This window comes from Rahnella aceris, assembly GCF_011684115.1.
GTDB lineage: Bacteria > Pseudomonadota > Gammaproteobacteria > Enterobacterales > Enterobacteriaceae > Rahnella > Rahnella aceris.
In genome coordinates, this window is record NZ_JAADJV010000005.1 from 103,659 (window position 1) to 121,002 (window position 17,344).

The window sequence follows — 17,344 nt, forward strand, 5'->3', positions numbered from 1 at the left end:
GTGCAGTTTCGCTCCCTGTGCGGTGAACTATTCTCAAGCCTCATTCAACACGGCACAACGGTTTTATTAATACAAATGTAAAATCTTTGCACTGCGCGACAGTCTCAGACCACTGAATTCCATCGAAAGATTTCAGGGCACAAATGTGCCCTGACTTTTGCCGATTAACAGCGGTCTTATTCTTCGCTGTCACCGCCGCTGATGCGAACAGGTGAATCGACTTCAACACGATCGATACGTTGCAGCCCGCGCGGCAGAAGCGTTCCTTTGCGGCCACGTTCGGCACGGAATTTCTGCAGGTCTTCCGGACGGAGAACCAGCTTACGTTTACCGACATGCAGCGTGATCGACGTTTGCGGTGGCAGAACCAGCAACCACGCCAGTTTATCTTCGCCACTGGCCGCCTGCGCTGCCGGAATTGAAACAATTTTGTTACCCTTGCCTTTCGACAACTGTGGCAGATCCGCCACCGGGAACAGCAACATACGTCCCGCTGCAGTAATCGACAACAGCATATCGTCACTGCCATGAAGTTCCATTGGCGTGAAGGCTTTGGCGTTATCCGGCAAGGTAATCATCGCTTTACCGGCACGGTTACGGGCCACTAAATCGTTGAAAGTACAAACGAAGCCATAACCGGCATCCGATGCCATCAGCAGTTTCTGGTCGTCCGCCGCCATCAGTACGTGCTCGATGGTTGCGCCCGGCGGTGGTGTCAGTTTACCGGTCAGCGGTTCACCCTGGCCGCGCGCAGAAGGCAGCGTGGTCGGATCAAGCGCATAACTGCGGCCGGTGGAGTCCATAAACACCACGGGCTGATTGCTCTTGCCTTTGGCCGCAGCGCGGAAACTGTCACCGGCTTTGTAACTCAGGCCGGAAGCATCGATGTCGTGGCCTTTGGCGCTGCGCACCCAGCCTGATTCTGACAACACGATGGTCACCGGCTCGGACGGAATAAAATCGTGCTCGCTCATCGCCCTGGCTTCTTCACGCTCAGTGATCGGCGAACGTCGCTCGTCACCAAAGGCTTCGGCATCCGCCTGAATCTCTTTGCGGATCAGCGTGCTGAGTTTACGTTCTGACGCCAGCAACGCCTGCAACTGATCGCGCTCTTTCGCCAGTTCATCCTGCTCACCACGGATTTTAGTTTCTTCGAGTTTCGCCAAATGGCGCAATTTCAACTCAAGGATAGCTTCAGCTTGCGTATCTGACAGTTCGAAACGCTGCATCAGTACCGGTTTCGGCTCATCTTCCGTACGGATGATGTGGATCACTTCATCGATATTAAGGAACGCGGTCAGCAAACCTTCGAGGATATGCAGGCGTTTCAGCACTTTATCAAGGCGGAAGTTCAGACGACGGCGTACGGTATCGCGGCGGTAAGCCAGCCACTCCGTCAGGATCTCAAGCAGCCCTTTGACCTGCGGACGATGATCAAGACCGATCATGTTCATGTTAATGCGGTAGCTGCGTTCCAGATCGGTAGTCGCAAACAGGTGATTCATCACCTGATCCAGATCGATACGGTTGGAGCGCGGCACGACGACCAGGCGGGTCGGGTTCTCATGATCTGATTCATCACGCAGGTCTTCAACCATTGGCAGCTTTTTGGCACGCATCTGGCTGGCAATTTGCTCCAGCACTTTCGCGCCGGAAACCTGATGCGGTAGCGCAGTGATCACCGCACTGCCGTCTTCTTTGTGCCAGACCGCACGCATGCGCACCGAGCCTTTACCCGACTCGTACATTTTGCGAATTTCATTGCGCGGCGTAATGATTTCAGCTTCTGTCGGGAAATCAGGCCCCTGTACGAATTCCAGCAGATCTTCGAGCGAGCTGTTCGGTTTCTCAAGTAATGCCACCGCAGCGGCAGCCACTTCACGGATGTTGTGCGGCGGAATATCGGTCGCCATCCCGACCGCGATGCCGGTCGTACCGTTAAGCAGAATATTCGGCAGACGCGCAGGCAGCATTTTCGGCTCCTGCATGGTGCCGTCAAAGTTCGGCACATAATCAACCGTGCCCTGACCTAATTCACGTAACAGAACTTCGGCATATTTTGACAGGCGCGATTCGGTATAACGCATCGCGGCGAAGGATTTCGGGTCATCCGGCGCGCCCCAGTTTCCCTGCCCGTCAACCAGCGGATAGCGGTAAGAGAATGGCTGCGCCATCAGCACCATGGCTTCGTAGCAGGCGCTGTCGCCATGCGGATGATATTTACCCAGCACGTCACCGACGGTACGCGCGGATTTTTTGAATTTGGCGTTATTACTCAGGCCCAGCTCGGACATCGCGTAAATAATACGACGCTGCACCGGCTTGAGCCCGTCACCGATAAACGGCAGCGCGCGGTCCATGATGACGTACATGGAATAGTTGAGATAGGCGTTCTCAGTAAACGTGTGCAGAGCTAAACGTTCTGTTCCGTCATGAGTCATTTCGCTCATTGATGTTTAATCCTCAGACCCGTGGCGTTATCGTTTTGGAAATTAAGGAAGCTTGCACCCGCAGGCGCGCGATGTCCGCTGCCGCGAGGCAATGATGTTCGCGATAGTACATCATCTGCCGTATGACTGTCACAGTTGCTGTGTTCATGCCTTATTTTTAAACAGTTTTTGCACAACAAACTGGTTAAATTGCCGCGCTCTTTCTTCAATTATTGCATCTGAGTCAATAGTCTTGTGCGCAATATCACATTTTTCTGTCATGCAGAGTTCAGTACACTACGTGGTAACAGCCTGACCACCAGAATTTAAGTATTCCCGATAAGGAAAAAACCATGAGCAACATCCTGATAATCAACGCCGGTAAGACCTTTGCCCATTCCAAAGGCGCGCTGAACAACAGCCTGACCGACGTCGCCACCGGCTTTCTGCGTGACAAAGGCCACGACGTGCGCGTGACTGTTCTGGAAGACGGTTACGACGTGCAGACCGAAATTGAAAGCTATCTGTGGGCGGACGCCATCATTTATCAGCAGCCGGGCTGGTGGATGGGGATGCCATGGACACTGAAAAAATACATCGATGAAGTGTTCACAGAAGGCCACGGTAAACTGTACGCCAGCGATGGCCGTACCCGTTCTGATGAATCGAAAAAATACGGTTCCGGCGGCCTGTTGCACGGCAAATGCTACATGCTGTCTGTGACCTGGAACGCGCCGCTGGAAGCGTTCGAAGATAAAGAACAGTTCTTCCACGGCGTGGGCGTTGACGGCGTATACATGGCACAGCACAAAGCCAACCAGTTTATCGGCCTTGATACATTGCCAACCTTTATGTGTAACGACGTGATCAAACAACCTGATGTGGAAGGCGATTTCGCACGCTATCGTGCTCACCTTGAAAATGTATTCGGTCAGGCCTAAGGTTGAAGGTCACCCGGGAAAGAGGTTTTTATGATCACTGTTATTGCTGAAATCAAAGTAAAACCAGGCCGTCGCGATTCGGTTATAGAAAAAATCACAGCACTGCTGCCCAGCGTTCTGGCAGAGAAAGGCTGTCATCGTTATGAGCCATATGTTGATTTCAACGGCCAGATCCCCTGGCGTAAAACAGTACCTGATTCCATTTTCATGCTGGAAGACTGGGAAAGCCTGGCGCACCTCGAAGCGCATCAGCAGGCTGAGCACATGGATAAGCACCGTGAAAACATCAAAGCCGACGTGCTGGATGTGGTGATCCACATTATTGAGAAAGTCTGATTTTCTGAACATCGCTAAATTCGGAAACAAAAATGCCGGCGCTGCAAAGCGTCCGGCATTTTTTTATGGCGACGGCGAAAGGATCAGACGTCAAGTTCGGCGGTATCGCCTTTTTCCTGCAACCAGTTACGGCGATCTTCAGACCGTTTCTTCGCCAGCAGCATATCCATCATGCGCAGCGTCTGGTCGATATCGTCCTCATCGATGGTCAGTTGCACCAGACGACGGGTATTCGGATCGAGCGTGGTTTCGCGCAGCTGCAGCGGGTTCATTTCACCCAGACCTTTAAAACGCTGCACGTTCGGCTTGCCTTTCTTACGTTTCAGTTGCTCCAGCACGCCTTCTTTTTCCTGCTCATCCAGCGCATAGAACACTTCTTTGCCCAGATCGATACGGTATAAAGGCGGCATTGCCACATACACATGACCGCCACGCACCAGGGAGCGGAAGTGACGGACAAACAGCGCGCACAACAAGGTGGCGATGTGTAAGCCGTCGGAGTCCGCATCCGCCAGGATACAGATTTTGCCGTAACGCAGTTGCGTCAGATCTTCACTGTCCGGATCGATACCGATCGCCACAGAAATATCGTGCACTTCCTGCGAGGCCAGCACTTCATCAGAAGAGACTTCCCACGTGTTGAGGATCTTACCTTTGAGCGGCATGATCGCCTGATATTCACGATCACGCGCCTGTTTGGCAGAACCGCCTGCGGAATCCCCTTCCACCAGGAACAATTCTGTCATGTTCAGATCTTGTGACGTGCAGTCAGCCAGTTTGCCCGGCAGCGCAGGGCCGCTGGTCAGTTTCTTACGCACAACTTTTTTTGCGGCACGCAGACGGCGCTGGGCACTGGAAATGCACAGTTCCGCCAGCTGTTCTGCCGCCTGAACGTTCTGGTTCAGCCACAGGCTGAAGGCATCTTTCACCACACCGGAAACGAAGGCCGCGCACTGACGCGAAGACAGACGTTCTTTGGTCTGGCCGGCAAATTGCGGATCCTGCATTTTTACCGACAGCACATACGCACAACGTTCCCAGATATCTTCTGCAGAAAGCTTGACGCCGCGTGGCAGAATATTGCGGTATTCGCAGAACTCACGCATGGCATCGAGCAGGCCCTGGCGCAGACCGTTAACATGTGTACCGCCCTGCATGGTTGGGATCAGGTTGACGTAGCTTTCGGTCAGCAATTCACCGCCTTCCGGCAGCCATAACAGCGCCCAGTCGACAGCTTCAGTATCACCGGCAAAATTACCGACGAACGCTTTTTCAGGCAGAGTAATCAGGCCGTTGACCGCTTCCATCAGGTAATCAGTCAGACCATCGTCATAACACCAGCGTTGCTCGGTGTTATTCACTTTGTCTTTGAACAGGATTTCTACGCCAGGACACAGTACGGCCTTCGCTTTCAGCAAATGGCTGAGGCGGCTGACCGAAAAACGCGGGCTGTCGAAAAAGCTGCCGTCAGGCCAGAAATGAACGCTGGTTCCGGTGTTGCGTTTGCCGCAGGTACCGGTAACGTGCAGATCCTGCACTTTATCGCCATTTTCAAACGCCATTTCATACACTTCGCCACCGCGTTTTACCGCCACTTCGACGCGTTTTGATAAGGCGTTAACCACCGAAATCCCCACGCCATGCAGGCCGCCGGAGAACTGGTAATTTTTGTTGGAGAATTTACCGCCCGCGTGCAGACGGCAGAAGATCAGTTCGACCGCCGGAACGCCTTCTTCCGCGTGGATATCCACCGGCATGCCGCGACCGTCATCAATGACTTCGAGAGACTGGTCTTCGTGAAGGATCACTTCGATGCGTTTGGCGTGGCCAGCTAATGCTTCATCCACGCTGTTATCAATAACTTCCTGGCCGAGATGGTTTGGCCGGGTTGTATCGGTGTACATGCCCGGACGGCGGCGCACCGGTTCGAGTCCGCTGAGGACCTCTATGGAATCCGCGTTATAAGTTGATTGGCTCATCGTTGATTATTCGTGGCTCATAGGTTTGTGGGCTAACGATACAGTATGTGGGCGGGTGGAAGCTCTGGCAGCAAGCAGACGCTATAAATCCGGGGGAAAAAGTCACCCTGACGATGTTAGTCTGCGGCCAGTTCCAGGAAATCTACAATCGGCGAAAAATAGCGTTCAAAGCCGACAAATGCATGATTCCCCTCGGGTTCGACCGTCTGGCGACAGGTGGTGTAGTACGCCACAGCCTGACGGTAATCGAGAATTTCATCGCCCGTTTGTTGCAGTAACCAGAGTAAATCCGGCGACTCCAGCGGTTCGACCTGCATGACTTTCAGATCGTAAACGTGGCGTGACTCTAACACATATTGCTGGCCGGTGTAGGGGTTCTCGTTTTGTCCCAGGAAGTCGATCAGCAGCTCATACGGCTTCACGGCGGGGTTCACCACCACAGCCGGCACGGCAAAACATTGCGACAACCAGGTAGCGTAATAGCCGCCCAGCGATGAGCCGACAATCCCCAGTTTTTTACCTGCATTGCTGATCACCAGACTCTCGAGTTCTTCGGCAGCCTCGGCCGGATAAGGCGGTAATTGCGGGATAACCATATCGATATGGGGATGATTAACCGCCAGCCAGTTTTTTAACGCCGTGGCTTTCGCCGAGTTGGGAGAACTGTTGAATCCGTGCAGGTAAAGTAAGGTGTTCATTCGTAGCCGTCCGACTCCGTGTCAGGATGAAACTCATTGGTTTCCAGACGGAAGACTTCAGTCTCCACACGGCCATCCGGATACAAATCAAGGTAGCGCCAGCCCGGCGCAACGGTATCAATCGTGAAATTGGTGCAATGCGGTTTGAACTGTACGCAGGTTGACGGCGTGGCGTAAAGACGGCGGCCATACCAGTCGAGATCCAGCTCCTGATGAATATGTCCGCACAAAAGCGTATTCACTTTCGGGTAATTTACCAGGGTGTTCGCCAGCATATGCGCATTGCGCAGGCTGTGCTGATCGAGCCATGTGCAGCCAGAAGGCAGCGGATGATGATGTAACATCAGCAGAGTGAAACGATCGGGGTACGCATTCAGACAGCGCTCCATCCATTCCAGCTGATATTCACTCAGCTCGCCATGCGGCACACCGAACACCTGCGTATCAAGCAGGATAATTTGCCAGTGCTCGCCGAGCAGAACGTGTTTAGAAGGACTGATCCCCGCATCCTGCAAGGCATTGACCATGGCAGGCTGGAAATCATGATTGCCCGGCAGCCAGACGCAGGGCGCTGTCAGCTCGCTGATGCCGCGGGCAAACTGATGGTAGGCTTCCACCGACTGATCCTGTGCCAGGTCACCTGTTGCCGCGATAATATCGACTTCACGCTGCTGCGCTTTGATGGCGTCCAGCACCGCGCGATAGCTGTTAAACGTATTCACGCCTAACAACGTTTCATCTTCACCGGCAAAAAGATGGGTATCAGTAATCTGTAGAATCCTGACTTTGGCCCCATTCACCAAAGGCAGTGTAAACAGGCTTTCCAAATCGTTTCCTTTGTTGTTGAAGTCTGTCTAACAAACCGGAACTGCCATCGCTCCGTGCGCAAGGCAATAACGCAGCCAATCCGCAAGGAACTGGTTAATTTGATGCTTTTCATCACGCTGATGCAACTTTTTATTCGGATAATCATAGCGTGCTTTAAAGCGAAAGATCTGCTGACTCGCACACACTTCGGCCACCATCGCATCATGGTACAGGCGAACGGTGAGCGAAGGCAGGCTCCAGTAACTCACCGCCGGTGCGGTCTGTTTGATTTCTATCAGGGATGTGTAACGCGTTGATTCGAGGATCGTCAGGCAATACGTTGCGCTACTCACCTGATATGCCACAGTTTCACCAGGTTCATCGGTACGTGGCATCAAACGGCGCAATTGTGCAAAATTGGTTTCGCACAATCTCATCATTTCAGGGAAATCAGGGGTATAGCGCTTAATCATTAGTTGGCCCACTCTTTTCTCAGGGATTCATGGTGCAGCTGCAGCCATTGCAGGGCAATCACTGACGCCGCATTGTCTATCGCTCCTTCTTCCACCCAGCGGTAAGCCTGTTCACGGCTGACCACATGTACCCGGATGTCTTCATTCTCTGCTTCCAGACCGTGAATTCCTTCTGCCGTCGTGGCATCGACTTCACCGACCATAATGGAAAGACGCTCGCTGGTTCCGCCCGGACTTGCCAGGTAATTCACAGCCGGTTTGCAGCGTTTCACCACAATGTTCGCTTCCTCGAGTGCTTCGCGGCGGGCAACATCTTCAACTGTCTCGCCTTCTTCAATGATACCGGCGACCATCTCCAGAAGCCAAGGAGTATCACTGGAATCCAAAGCCGGGATGCGGATCTGTTCGATCAGCACGACTTCATCCCTTTTCGGATCATAAGGTAATAATACGGCGGCATGACCGCGCTCAAAGACTTCACGGACGACTTCGCCGCTCATTTCCCCATTAAACAGCCGATGGCGAAACCGATATGCAATAATAGAAAAAAAACCTTTATATCGCGTCTCACGTGCAATAATTTCTACATCATCTTTGCCGAAAGTAACCGGTGACCGTTTAAATGAAGACATGGAATGTTTCCTTATCCCTCATAAAGGTAATTTATCGCCCTTTGAGGTCAATTTGATGAAAATGCGTTAATAATAATCAAGGTTGTTTGTGATAGATTTAGGCTCATTCACTCGGGAAGGCACGTTAAGCCAACCGCCCCGCTAGCCTGACTCTGCTAGAATCCGCGTCTATTGGTTAATTTGACTGCGCCACCATACATAACAACATTGCTGCACAACAAGGAATGCAAATGAAGAAACTGCTCCCCCTTCTCATCGGACTCAGCCTGGGCGGCTTTAGTACGATAAGCCAGGCCGAAAACCTGATGCAGGTCTATCAGCAAGCCAGGACAAGTAACCCGGACCTGCGCAAATCTGCTGCTGACCGGGATGCTGCATTCGAAAAAATTAACGAAAGCCGCAGTCCTTTATTACCGCAACTCGGATTAGGTGCGGATTACAATTATACCAATGGCTACCGTGATGCGAATGGCGTTAACAGCGATGTTGGCAGCGCCAGCCTGCAATTAACGCAGACCATCTTTGATATGTCAAAATGGCGCGCCCTGACGCTGCAGGAAAAAACTGCCGGTATTCAGGATGTGTCTTATCAGACTGATCAACAATCACTGATCCTGAATTCCGCAACGGCTTATTTCAACGTCCTGAGTGCGATCGATTCACTCTCGTATACCGAAGCGCAGAAACAGGCTATTTACCGTCAGTTGGATCAAACCACTCAACGTTTTAACGTGGGCCTGGTGGCTATTACCGACGTGCAGAACGCCCGTTCACAATACGACACCGTATTGGCAAACGAAGTGACTGCCCGTAATAACCTGGATAACGCGCTGGAATCCCTGCGTCAGGTTACCGGTATGTATTATCCGCAACTGTCTTCCCTGAATGTCGACAACTTCAACACCACGCGTCCGCAACCGGTCGCCACGCTGTTGAAAGAAGCAGAAAGTCGTAACCTGAGCTTGCTGTCTGCGCGTCTGTCACAGGATCTGGCACGTGAGCAAATCCGCTATGCGGAAACCGGCCACATGCCAACGGTTGATCTGACGGCCTCTACCGGCATCAGCAATACCAAATACCACGGCGACAAAACCGGCGGTTCTTCAAGCTATCAGGATGCTGACGCAGGCCAGAACAAAATTGGTCTGAGCTTCTCCCTGCCATTGTACAGCGGCGGTTCTGTCACCTCTCAGGTGAAACAGGCGCAGTATAATTTCGTGGGTGCCAGCGAACAGCTTGAAAGCGCACACCGCAGCGTCGTGCAAACCGTTCGGTCTTCCTTCAACAACATCTCTGCCTCGATCAGCAGCATCAACGCCTATAAACAAGCCGTTGTTTCTGCACAGAGTTCTTTAGATGCGATGGAAGCCGGTTACCAGGTCGGTACCCGTACCATCGTTGATGTGCTGGATGCCACCACCACGCTGTACAACGCCAAACAACAACTTTCCAGCGCACGTTACACGTACCTGATTAATCAGCTGAACATTAAATCAGCGCTGGGTACGCTGAACGAAAGCGACCTGCTGGCACTGAACGGTGCTTTGGGTAAACCTGTTCCGACAGCCCCCGATCAGGTTGCGCCAGAAACGCCAGATCAGGATGCCGCTGCAGACGGTTACGGCAACAAAACCGCGGCTGCACCTGCACCACGCGTTCAACAAGCCAGCGCATCCACAGCAACGACCACACCGAAGAAAAGCGGCAATCCTTTCCAGAACTGATACGGAAAAGTTTCCCTGCGTTTCGACTAAGGCAGCCTGAAAAGGCTGCTTTTTTTTGCCTGTGTCACGCCGCTCTGTAAAGTCTCGTAACAATTGCCTGTCGCTGCTTTAACAATCAGCCGCTTTCCCCTATTCTTAGGCCCTACTGGGAAAGGGCAAAAAAGCCCTACACATGGGATAAGAACGATGAAACGGACACAACGCGTTAACCTGGCTACCTTCCGTAAATCATGGCGTAGCTCTCGAATCACTCCTGTCGCTCTGGCAGTCAGCGCAGTCTTTATGCTGGCCGGCTGCGAGAAAACCGACGAAACCGTTTCTCTGTATCAGAACGCTGATGACTGCTCGAAAGCCAATCCTTCCGGCAGCGCGCAATGTGTCGCAGCGTATGATGCAGCGAAACAGGAAGCGGCTAAAACCGCACCAAAATATGCCAGCCGCGAAGACTGTATCGCTGAATTCGGCGAAGGCCAGTGTACTCAGGCTCCGGCACAGTCTGGCGTCGCGACGGCTGAAAACCAGAGCAGCGGTGGCAGCATGTGGATGCCGCTGATGGCAGGTTACATGATGGGCCGCATGATGAGCGGTGGCGGTTACGCGCAACAGCCATTATTCAGCTCAAAAAACCCGGCCAGCCCGGCGAACGGTAAATTCGTCGATGCGACCGGTAAAAACTACGGCCCGGCAACTGCGGGCGGCCGGACCATGAACGTTCCGAGAACGGCGATGGCCCCTAAACCTGCCGTGACCAACACCATCACCCGTGGCGGTTTTGGCGACAGCGTGGCAAAACAAACGTCGATGCAACGCAGCTCTTCTGCCACGTCACGCAGCCCTGGCCGCAGCATGGGTGGCTAAGAGACTCTGATGAAACGTTTAGCCATTAACGAGCGCCCGGACTGGCGCGAAAAAGCCACGGAGTTTGGCTTCAACTTCCACACCATGTATGGCGAACCCTACTGGTGTGAAGATGCTTATTACCAGTTCACGCTGGCGCAGATCGAAGAGATCGAAGACGCGACGGCGGAGATTCATCAGATGTGCCTGAAGGTCGTTGAGCGCGTGGTGAATGACGACAAACTGATGGCGAAATTCCAGATCCCAAAACATGTCTGGGAATTTGTCCGCAGTTCATGGCGCACGCAACAGCCTTCGCTGTATTCACGTCTGGATCTGGCCTATGACGGCGTCAATCCGCCGAAGCTGCTGGAAAATAACGCCGATACGCCGACGTCTTTGTATGAAGCCGCTTTCTTCCAGTGGCTATGGCTTGAAGATCAGATAGCTGCAGGCAATTTGTCGCAAGACGCTGATCAGTACAACAGTCTGCAGGAAAAGCTGATTGAGCGTTTTGCCGAGCTGAAAAATCAGCATGGTTTCTCGTTGCTGCACATCGCCTGCTGTCAGGACACTGAAGAAGATCGCGGTACGGTGCAATATTTGCAGGACTGCGCGCTGGAAGCAGAACTGGCCAGCGAATTCCTGTTTATCGAGGAAATCGGGCTGGGAGAACGCGGACAATTCACCGATACGCAGGATCAGGTGATTTCGAATCTGTTCAAGCTGTATCCGTGGGAATTCATGTTCCGCGAAGTCTTCGCGACCAAACTGGAAGATGCCGGTGTTCGCTGGCTGGAACCGGCCTGGAAAGCCATTCTGTCGAATAAAGCCTTGTTACCGCTGTTGTGGGAAATGTTCCCGGATCACCCGAATCTGTTACCGGCTTATTTTGCCGAAGACCCGCATCCGGAACTGGATCACTACGTGGTGAAGCCGCTGTTTTCCCGCGAAGGCGCGAACATTAAAGTCATCGAGAAAGGCCAGGAAGTGGCCCGCGTTGATGGCCCGTATGGCGCGGAAGGCATGATCGTGCAGCAGTTCCATCCGCTGCCGGTGTTTGAAGGCAGTTACACGCTGATCGGCAGCTGGCTGGTCAACGATCAACCTTGCGGGATCGGCATCCGCGAAGATAAAGCACTGATCACCCAGGATCTGTCACGTTTCTATCCGCATACTATTGTCGGATAAAAAAACTAAAAAAGGATAATGAATAAATTCATTATCCTTTTTATTCGCCAAATTAACCTACCTGAACGGAAAGCATCGAAAGCGATCCCATTACGATCCCGTCCGTTGGCTGCGTGATTGGCTCAGCACCATCCCACGCCCCTAAAACGTACAGTAATGGCAGATAGTGATCCGGAGACGGATTGGATAACGCGCCGCCTTCGTGCTCCATAAATTTCACCAGAGGATGATCTTTCGCCTCACCTTTCCAGTTCAGATTATCTTTCACATATGTCTCGAAAGATGTCGCCCACGGATAAGCTTCGGCGTTACCGTCCCATTTTACCATCCGCAGGTTGTGGACTACGTTACCGCTGGCGACAATCATTACCCCTTCGTCACGTAAAGCCGCGAGCTTCTTGCCTAATTCATAATGGAATTCAGTGGGTTGCGTGCCATCAATGCTCAGCTGGATCACCGGAATATCCGCGTCAGGATACATCTTGATCAGCACACCCCAGGTACCGTGGTCGAAGCCCCACTCGTGGGTATCGGAAATCACATTCACCGGGCTGAGTAATTCCTGAACACGTTTTGCCAGCGCCGGTGAACCGGGTGCCGGATAGCGCTTATCAAAAAGCGCCTGCGGGAACCCTCCAAAGTCATGAATGGTGCGCGGATTCTCCATTGCCGTTACTGCAGTGCCGCGCGTGAACCAGTGCGCTGACACGGCCAGAATCGCTTTTGGACGCGGTAATGTTTCGCCCAGCGCATGCCAGGCACGGGTATACATATTGTCCTCCAGCACGTTCATCGGGCTGCCGTGGCCTAAGAAAAGTGCGGGCATACGTTGAGTCGTCATCATGAATTCCTTACCGCAAGATAAAAGAGAGCAGCCAGTGAGTCACCTGCCGCGTGATGACCATACGGTACTCTTTTTGATTACCGCTGACAGCCGGATAACCATGAAGGAGATATTCAATAAATTTGATGAAAAAAATCAAAGAAGGCAGAAGGAGTCTATTTTGCAAAGACCCATTTTGGCAATAAAAAGCAAAAAGGCCGCATAAGCGGCCTTTTCTGTTACGCACAACCCGTTACTTAGCTTGCCTGACGGGTCTGCGCCTGACGATAGGCCACCAGATCGGCGATGGTCACTACCGGCATATTATGCCGACGGGCAAAGACAATAACTTCAGGCGCATGCGCCATACTGCCGTCGTCATTAGTCAGTTCACACAGCACGCCGAAAGGCTTCAGGCCTGCCAGCGTCGCCAGATCAACCGACGCTTCAGTGTGACCGCCTCGGGACAGCACACCACCGGCCTGCGCGCGCAGCGGGAAGATATGCCCCGGACGATTCAGGTCAGAAGGTTTCGCGCCATCTTTAATGGCTGCACGAATAGTGGTGATACGGTCGGCAGCAGAAACACCGGTAGTCACACCTTCAACCGCTTCAATAGTCACGGTAAATGGCGTCTGGAACGGGCTGGAGTTGTTCTCAACCATCATTGGTAAATCCAGCTTTTTACGGCTGTCTTCGTTCATGGTCAGGCAAACAATACCGCTGCCGTGGCGAATGGTCAGTGCCATTTGCTCAACGGTCATGTTTTCAGCGGCAAAGATTAAATCGCCTTCGTTTTCACGATCTTCGTCATCCAGCACCAACACACCCACGCCGTTACGCATGGCGTCAATAGCACGCTCAACGCGTTCAGCTGATGTACCGAATTCGGAAAGTAGGGTCTGATTCATGGTAAAAATAACCTCATGTTCTGTATGTGGATTACCAGAATCAGGGCGTCTTGAGGAGGCTAGCTGCAGCCGCCAGATGGCGTGCTACAGTTATAAAAAATAACGCAGCGGGCAATATTTGCCCGGCTTGAATCGTTACTCTCTCCCATCCGGACTTTAACCGTCGGCCCCGGAATTACACCGGATCTGCTGACCTCTAACCCCGAAGGATTGAGCGCTCGCGGGCTTCCACATGGAAGGGATTATGATCCTTCCGATATTCCGTGGTTTACCGCCGGTGGGGACTTTCACCCCGCCCTGAGAATAAGCAAAACAACTATAGCGCCAATAAATGAGCAGAGCAATCCTGTGGTTTGTCCAATTAGTGCCCCTGAAGGTTTATAGAAACAGCATCAGCGATTACACTAAGGAAAAGCACCTCCTTCGAGAAAAGGAAATAACATGATTGACCCGAAAAAAATTGAACAAATTGCCCGCCAGGTTCACGAATCTATGCCTAAAGGGATCCGTGAGTTTGGTGAAGATGCCGAAAAGAAAATCCGTCAGGTATTGCAGGCGCAGTTCAGCCGCATGGATTTAGTCAATCGCGAAGAGTTTGACGTTCAGACCCAGGTTTTACTGCGTACCCGTGAAAAACTGGCTGTACTGGAACAACGTCTTGCTGCGCTGGAAGGCAAGCTGACTGAAGCGGAAAAGCCGCAAGATCCGGCCTGATTATTGCGAATGATATCATCAGAAAAGGCCTGCTCAGCAGGCCTTTTTGCTGTGCGAAATCGGCGTTACCGTACATGAAGTACCGTTGTGGCGCGTGGCAATAACAGCCACAATCCTGCAAACACCACGACTGCATACAGCGCTTTCCAGCCGACCATCGCCAGCAATCCGCAGCACAATACAGCGCCCAGCATCGCCATCCATTTCGAGCGTCCTGCCAGGATCCGGATCCCCGCCAGCATACATAACAGATAAATCAGGATGAAAATCCCATTGCCGTAAGTGATTAGCGCGCCGAGCGGCAGGTGCAGCCAGTAAATCAGTAACGTAAACAACGCGCAGCAGCCCACCACTAAATTCAGCGCGGGCACCGGCACTTGCTGAGCGGAAAGCTGTGCGAGTTTACTTTGCGGCTTGAGCTGAGCCTGTGACCACACCAGCCGGGCGAAACTCTGGGTATAAATATTCACGCTGGCAAAACACGCCAGATAGCCAATAATGCAGGCGATCCACAACGCTTTTTGTCCGAAGAGCTGCACGACGATACCCGGCAATGATGCGCCTGCTTCCCGCCCTTCTCCCCAGGCATGGAATTTCAGCACCGCTACCGTACATCCCCAGTAAACGGCACCAGCCACCAGCATGCCGATCAACAACGCGCGCGGGAAATCCCGTTCCGGATGACGGAATTCGGTCGCCAGATGCGCGAAAGCCTCAAGTCCGACAAAACACCAAAACATCACCGCCAGCGCGTCAAACAGGTTCGATGGTGAGACGTCACGCACCGAAGGCAGCGGAATTTCAGGCAGAGAAATATCCCCTTTCCACCAGATTGCCACCACCAGCGCGATCACCAGACAAGCGATTAGCGTTTGAATATTGGCACTGGACCCGGCACTGCGTGTGCCGAGGAACCAGATAACAAACAGCGTACCCAACTGCACCAGCAGCAGGTTTATGCTGCTCCAGCCAAAGGCGGCCTGCCAGAAACCGGCAGCAATATGCAATGCGGCGGGCAATCCGACCGGAATAACTGACAGGAATAACCAACCGGTGACCCGCGCCATATGCGGCCCGAAAGCTTTGCCGACAAAATGCGCTGCACCGCCCGCGCTGGGGAAATGCCGCCCAAGCGCAGCAAACCCGATGGCTATCGGAAACACCAGCAGGATCAGCACCGGCCACGCCCACAGGCTGTCGTTTTGTGCCAGCTGAGCCGCCAGTGCAGGCACCGCAAAGACACCAGTCCCCAGTAATGAGGTTGAAAGCAGCCCGACGCCCTGCGCCAGACTCAGTTCCTGTTTTAATCCGCTCACAACAGAGCCACTTCCGTTTTGCGTTATTGATTGAAAAATCAAAAAGAAAAGGGCTTATCAGATAAGCCCTTCAGTGCAGATAACATGATCTTCGCCGAGGAAATCAGTCCTGCGCTTTGATCTGATTGATGATTTTGGTAGTGGACAAACCATCTTCAAAATTCAGCACACGGACTTCGCCGCCATTCGCCCAGACTTCCTGACAACCGGCGATTTGCTCAGGCTTATAGTCGCCACCTTTCACCAGCAGATCAGGCAAGATCCCGGCGATCAAACGCTGCGGCGTGTCTTCATCAAAAGAAACCACCCAGTCCACGGCACCCAGTGCGCCCAGCACGATCATGCGGTTTTGCAGCGCGTTTACGGGACGGGTTTCGCCTTTCAGGCGTTTGGTCGAAGCATCGCTGTTAACGGCGACAATCAGACGGTCGCCCAGTTTGCGGGCGTTTGCCAGGTAAGAAACGTGTCCGGCATGCAGAATGTCAAAGATGCCGTTGGTCATTACGACTTTCTCGCCGCGCTGACGCGCCATCGCCACGGCGGCTTTTAGCTGTTCTTCGTTCATCACGCCAAAACCAACGTCTGAACGCCCGCCGATCGCATTTTCCAGTTCAACCGGCGAAACGGTTGAGGTGCCGAGTTTACCCACCACCACACCGGCGGCGGCGTTCGCCAGGAAGCAGGATTCTTCCAGCGTATTACCGGCGGCCAGCGCAGCGGCCAGCGTACCGATCACCGTGTCACCGGCACCGGTCACGTCATACACTTCCTGCGCCTGCGTTGGCATATGGAATGGCGCTTTGCCTGGCTGTAACAAGGTCATGCCGTGTTCAGAACGGGTGACCAGAAGCGCGGAAAGTTCGAAATCAGCGATCAGTTGCATACCACGGGCGACAATTTCATCTTCGTTTTTGCAACGACCGACAACGGCTTCGAATTCGGACAGATTTGGTGTCAGTAAAGTCGCACCACGGTAACGTTCGAAATCAGATCCTTTAGGATCAACCAGCACCGGTACGCCAGCTTTTCTCGCCAGCTGGATCATTTTCTGCACTTCAGTCAGTGCACCTTTGGCGTAGTCTGACAGCACCAGTGCGCCACTTTGTGGTAAAGCTTGTTCGATTTTGGTCAGCATCGGCTGGAGATCAACACCTTCAAAACCTTCTTCAAAGTCGAGGCGGATCAGTTGCTGGTTACGGGACAATATACGCAGCTTAGTGATGGTCGGATGCGTGGATAACGCCACGAAATCGCAGTTTACTTTCACTTCCGCCAGACGCTCACTCAGGGCACGGGCGGCATCGTCAACGCCGGTCAGACCGATCAGACGCGAAGAAGCACCGAGAGACGAAATGTTCATCGCCACGTTTGCCGCGCCGCCAGGACGTTCCTCGATGGTATTGACCTTCACCACCGGCACCGGCGCTTCCGGTGAAATACGATTGGTCGGGCCATACCAGTAGCGGTCTAACATTACGTCACCGACAACCAGCACACCCGCGCGGTGAAAATCAGGCAAAGTCACTTTCATCC

At 53.0% G+C, this 17,344-nt stretch carries 17 protein-coding genes and 1 riboswitch; of the genes, 7 read left to right on the top strand and 10 right to left on the bottom strand.

Features of this window, described 5'->3' with window-relative positions; translation table 11 throughout:
- Window positions 1-176: 176 nt before the first annotated feature.
- Complete coding sequence (gene parC / locus GW591_RS20755) at window positions 177-2,450, bottom strand: DNA topoisomerase IV subunit A (protein ID WP_037034166.1); 2,274 nt, start codon at window positions 2,448-2,450, stop codon at window positions 177-179.
- A gap of 332 nt (window positions 2,451-2,782) precedes the next feature.
- On the opposite strand from parC, the gene GW591_RS20760 reads away from it, so the two are divergent.
- Together GW591_RS20760 and GW591_RS20765 are read left to right on the top strand one after the other, a co-directional pair.
- Complete coding sequence (locus GW591_RS20760) at window positions 2,783-3,370, top strand: NAD(P)H-dependent oxidoreductase (RefSeq protein WP_013573970.1); 588 nt, start codon at window positions 2,783-2,785, stop codon at window positions 3,368-3,370.
- A 30-nt stretch (window positions 3,371-3,400) separates the two neighbouring features.
- Window positions 3,401-3,706: a putative quinol monooxygenase gene (locus tag GW591_RS20765; protein WP_013573969.1), complete on the top strand. Its 306-nt coding sequence runs from the start codon at window positions 3,401-3,403 to the stop codon at window positions 3,704-3,706.
- 83 nt (window positions 3,707-3,789) lie between these two features.
- On the opposite strand, the gene parE is transcribed toward GW591_RS20765, so the two are convergent.
- The 5 genes from parE to nudF all read right to left on the bottom strand — a co-directional run bounded on the left by parE (window position 3,790) and on the right by nudF (window position 8,295).
- Complete coding sequence (gene parE / locus GW591_RS20770) at window positions 3,790-5,685, bottom strand: DNA topoisomerase IV subunit B (protein ID WP_013573968.1); 1,896 nt, start codon at window positions 5,683-5,685, stop codon at window positions 3,790-3,792.
- Between the two features lie 116 nt (window positions 5,686-5,801).
- Window positions 5,802-6,383: an esterase YqiA gene (gene yqiA, locus GW591_RS20775; protein ID WP_013573967.1), complete on the bottom strand. Its 582-nt coding sequence runs from the start codon at window positions 6,381-6,383 to the stop codon at window positions 5,802-5,804.
- On the bottom strand, window positions 6,380-7,210 hold the full coding sequence (gene cpdA / locus GW591_RS20780; protein WP_013573966.1) for a 3',5'-cyclic-AMP phosphodiesterase: 831 nt from the start codon (window positions 7,208-7,210) through the stop codon (window positions 6,380-6,382). Before cpdA ends, yqiA begins: the two co-directional genes overlap by 4 nt.
- Window positions 7,211-7,237: 27 nt before the next feature.
- Window positions 7,238-7,663, bottom strand: coding sequence for a DUF1249 family protein (locus GW591_RS20785; RefSeq protein WP_013573965.1), 426 nt, complete (start codon window positions 7,661-7,663; stop codon window positions 7,238-7,240).
- The gene (nudF, locus tag GW591_RS20790) at window positions 7,663-8,295 is read right to left on the bottom strand and encodes an ADP-ribose diphosphatase (protein ID WP_013573964.1); all 633 of its coding nucleotides are present in this window, start codon (window positions 8,293-8,295) and stop codon (window positions 7,663-7,665) included. Before nudF ends, GW591_RS20785 begins: the two co-directional genes overlap by 1 nt.
- Window positions 8,296-8,519: 224 nt before the next feature.
- On the opposite strand from nudF, the gene tolC reads away from it, so the two are divergent.
- The 3 genes from tolC (at window position 8,520) to GW591_RS20805 (ending at window position 12,047) form a co-directional block, all read left to right on the top strand.
- A complete protein-coding gene (gene tolC / locus GW591_RS20795) occupies window positions 8,520-10,019 on the top strand; it encodes an outer membrane channel protein TolC (RefSeq protein ID WP_269147796.1) in 1,500 nt (499 codons plus the stop codon).
- Window positions 10,020-10,205: 186 nt separating this feature from the next.
- Window positions 10,206-10,877, top strand: a complete 672-nt coding sequence (locus GW591_RS20800) for a DUF1190 family protein (RefSeq protein ID WP_013573962.1) — start codon at window positions 10,206-10,208, stop codon at window positions 10,875-10,877.
- Between the two features lie 9 nt (window positions 10,878-10,886).
- On the top strand, window positions 10,887-12,047 hold the full coding sequence (locus GW591_RS20805; protein ID WP_013573961.1) for a glutathionylspermidine synthase family protein: 1,161 nt from the start codon (window positions 10,887-10,889) through the stop codon (window positions 12,045-12,047).
- Window positions 12,048-12,099: 52 nt separating this feature from the next.
- On the opposite strand, the gene ygiD is transcribed toward GW591_RS20805, so the two are convergent.
- Window positions 12,100-12,888: a 4,5-DOPA-extradiol-dioxygenase gene (gene ygiD / locus GW591_RS20810; protein WP_166861361.1), complete on the bottom strand. Its 789-nt coding sequence runs from the start codon at window positions 12,886-12,888 to the stop codon at window positions 12,100-12,102.
- A 1-nt stretch (window position 12,889) separates the two neighbouring features.
- Here ygiD and GW591_RS20815 point away from each other — a divergent pair, with 1 nt between their 5' ends.
- Window positions 12,890-13,096 (top strand): ABC transporter ATP-binding protein, encoded by a 207-nt coding sequence (locus tag GW591_RS20815; RefSeq protein ID WP_225444973.1) that lies wholly within the window; start codon window positions 12,890-12,892, stop codon window positions 13,094-13,096.
- Between the two features lie 31 nt (window positions 13,097-13,127).
- On the opposite strand, the gene ribB is transcribed toward GW591_RS20815, so the two are convergent.
- Window positions 13,128-13,781 (bottom strand): 3,4-dihydroxy-2-butanone-4-phosphate synthase, encoded by a 654-nt coding sequence (ribB, locus tag GW591_RS20820; RefSeq protein WP_013573958.1) that lies wholly within the window; start codon window positions 13,779-13,781, stop codon window positions 13,128-13,130.
- A 133-nt stretch (window positions 13,782-13,914) separates the two neighbouring features.
- Window positions 13,915-14,090, bottom strand: a riboswitch (FMN riboswitch).
- Window positions 14,091-14,222: 132 nt separating this feature from the next.
- On the opposite strand from ribB, the gene ubiK reads away from it, so the two are divergent.
- Window positions 14,223-14,495, top strand: coding sequence for a ubiquinone biosynthesis accessory factor UbiK (gene ubiK / locus GW591_RS20825; protein WP_015695854.1), 273 nt, complete (start codon window positions 14,223-14,225; stop codon window positions 14,493-14,495).
- A 65-nt stretch (window positions 14,496-14,560) separates the two neighbouring features.
- On the opposite strand, the gene yjeH is transcribed toward ubiK, so the two are convergent.
- Both yjeH and hldE read right to left on the bottom strand, forming a co-directional pair.
- A complete protein-coding gene (gene yjeH / locus GW591_RS20830; protein WP_166861330.1) occupies window positions 14,561-15,811 on the bottom strand; it encodes an L-methionine/branched-chain amino acid transporter in 1,251 nt (416 codons plus the stop codon).
- Between the two features lie 103 nt (window positions 15,812-15,914).
- Window positions 15,915-17,342: a bifunctional D-glycero-beta-D-manno-heptose-7-phosphate kinase/D-glycero-beta-D-manno-heptose 1-phosphate adenylyltransferase HldE gene (gene hldE, locus GW591_RS20835; protein ID WP_037034176.1), complete on the bottom strand. Its 1,428-nt coding sequence runs from the start codon at window positions 17,340-17,342 to the stop codon at window positions 15,915-15,917.
- Window positions 17,343-17,344 lie beyond the last annotated feature (2 nt).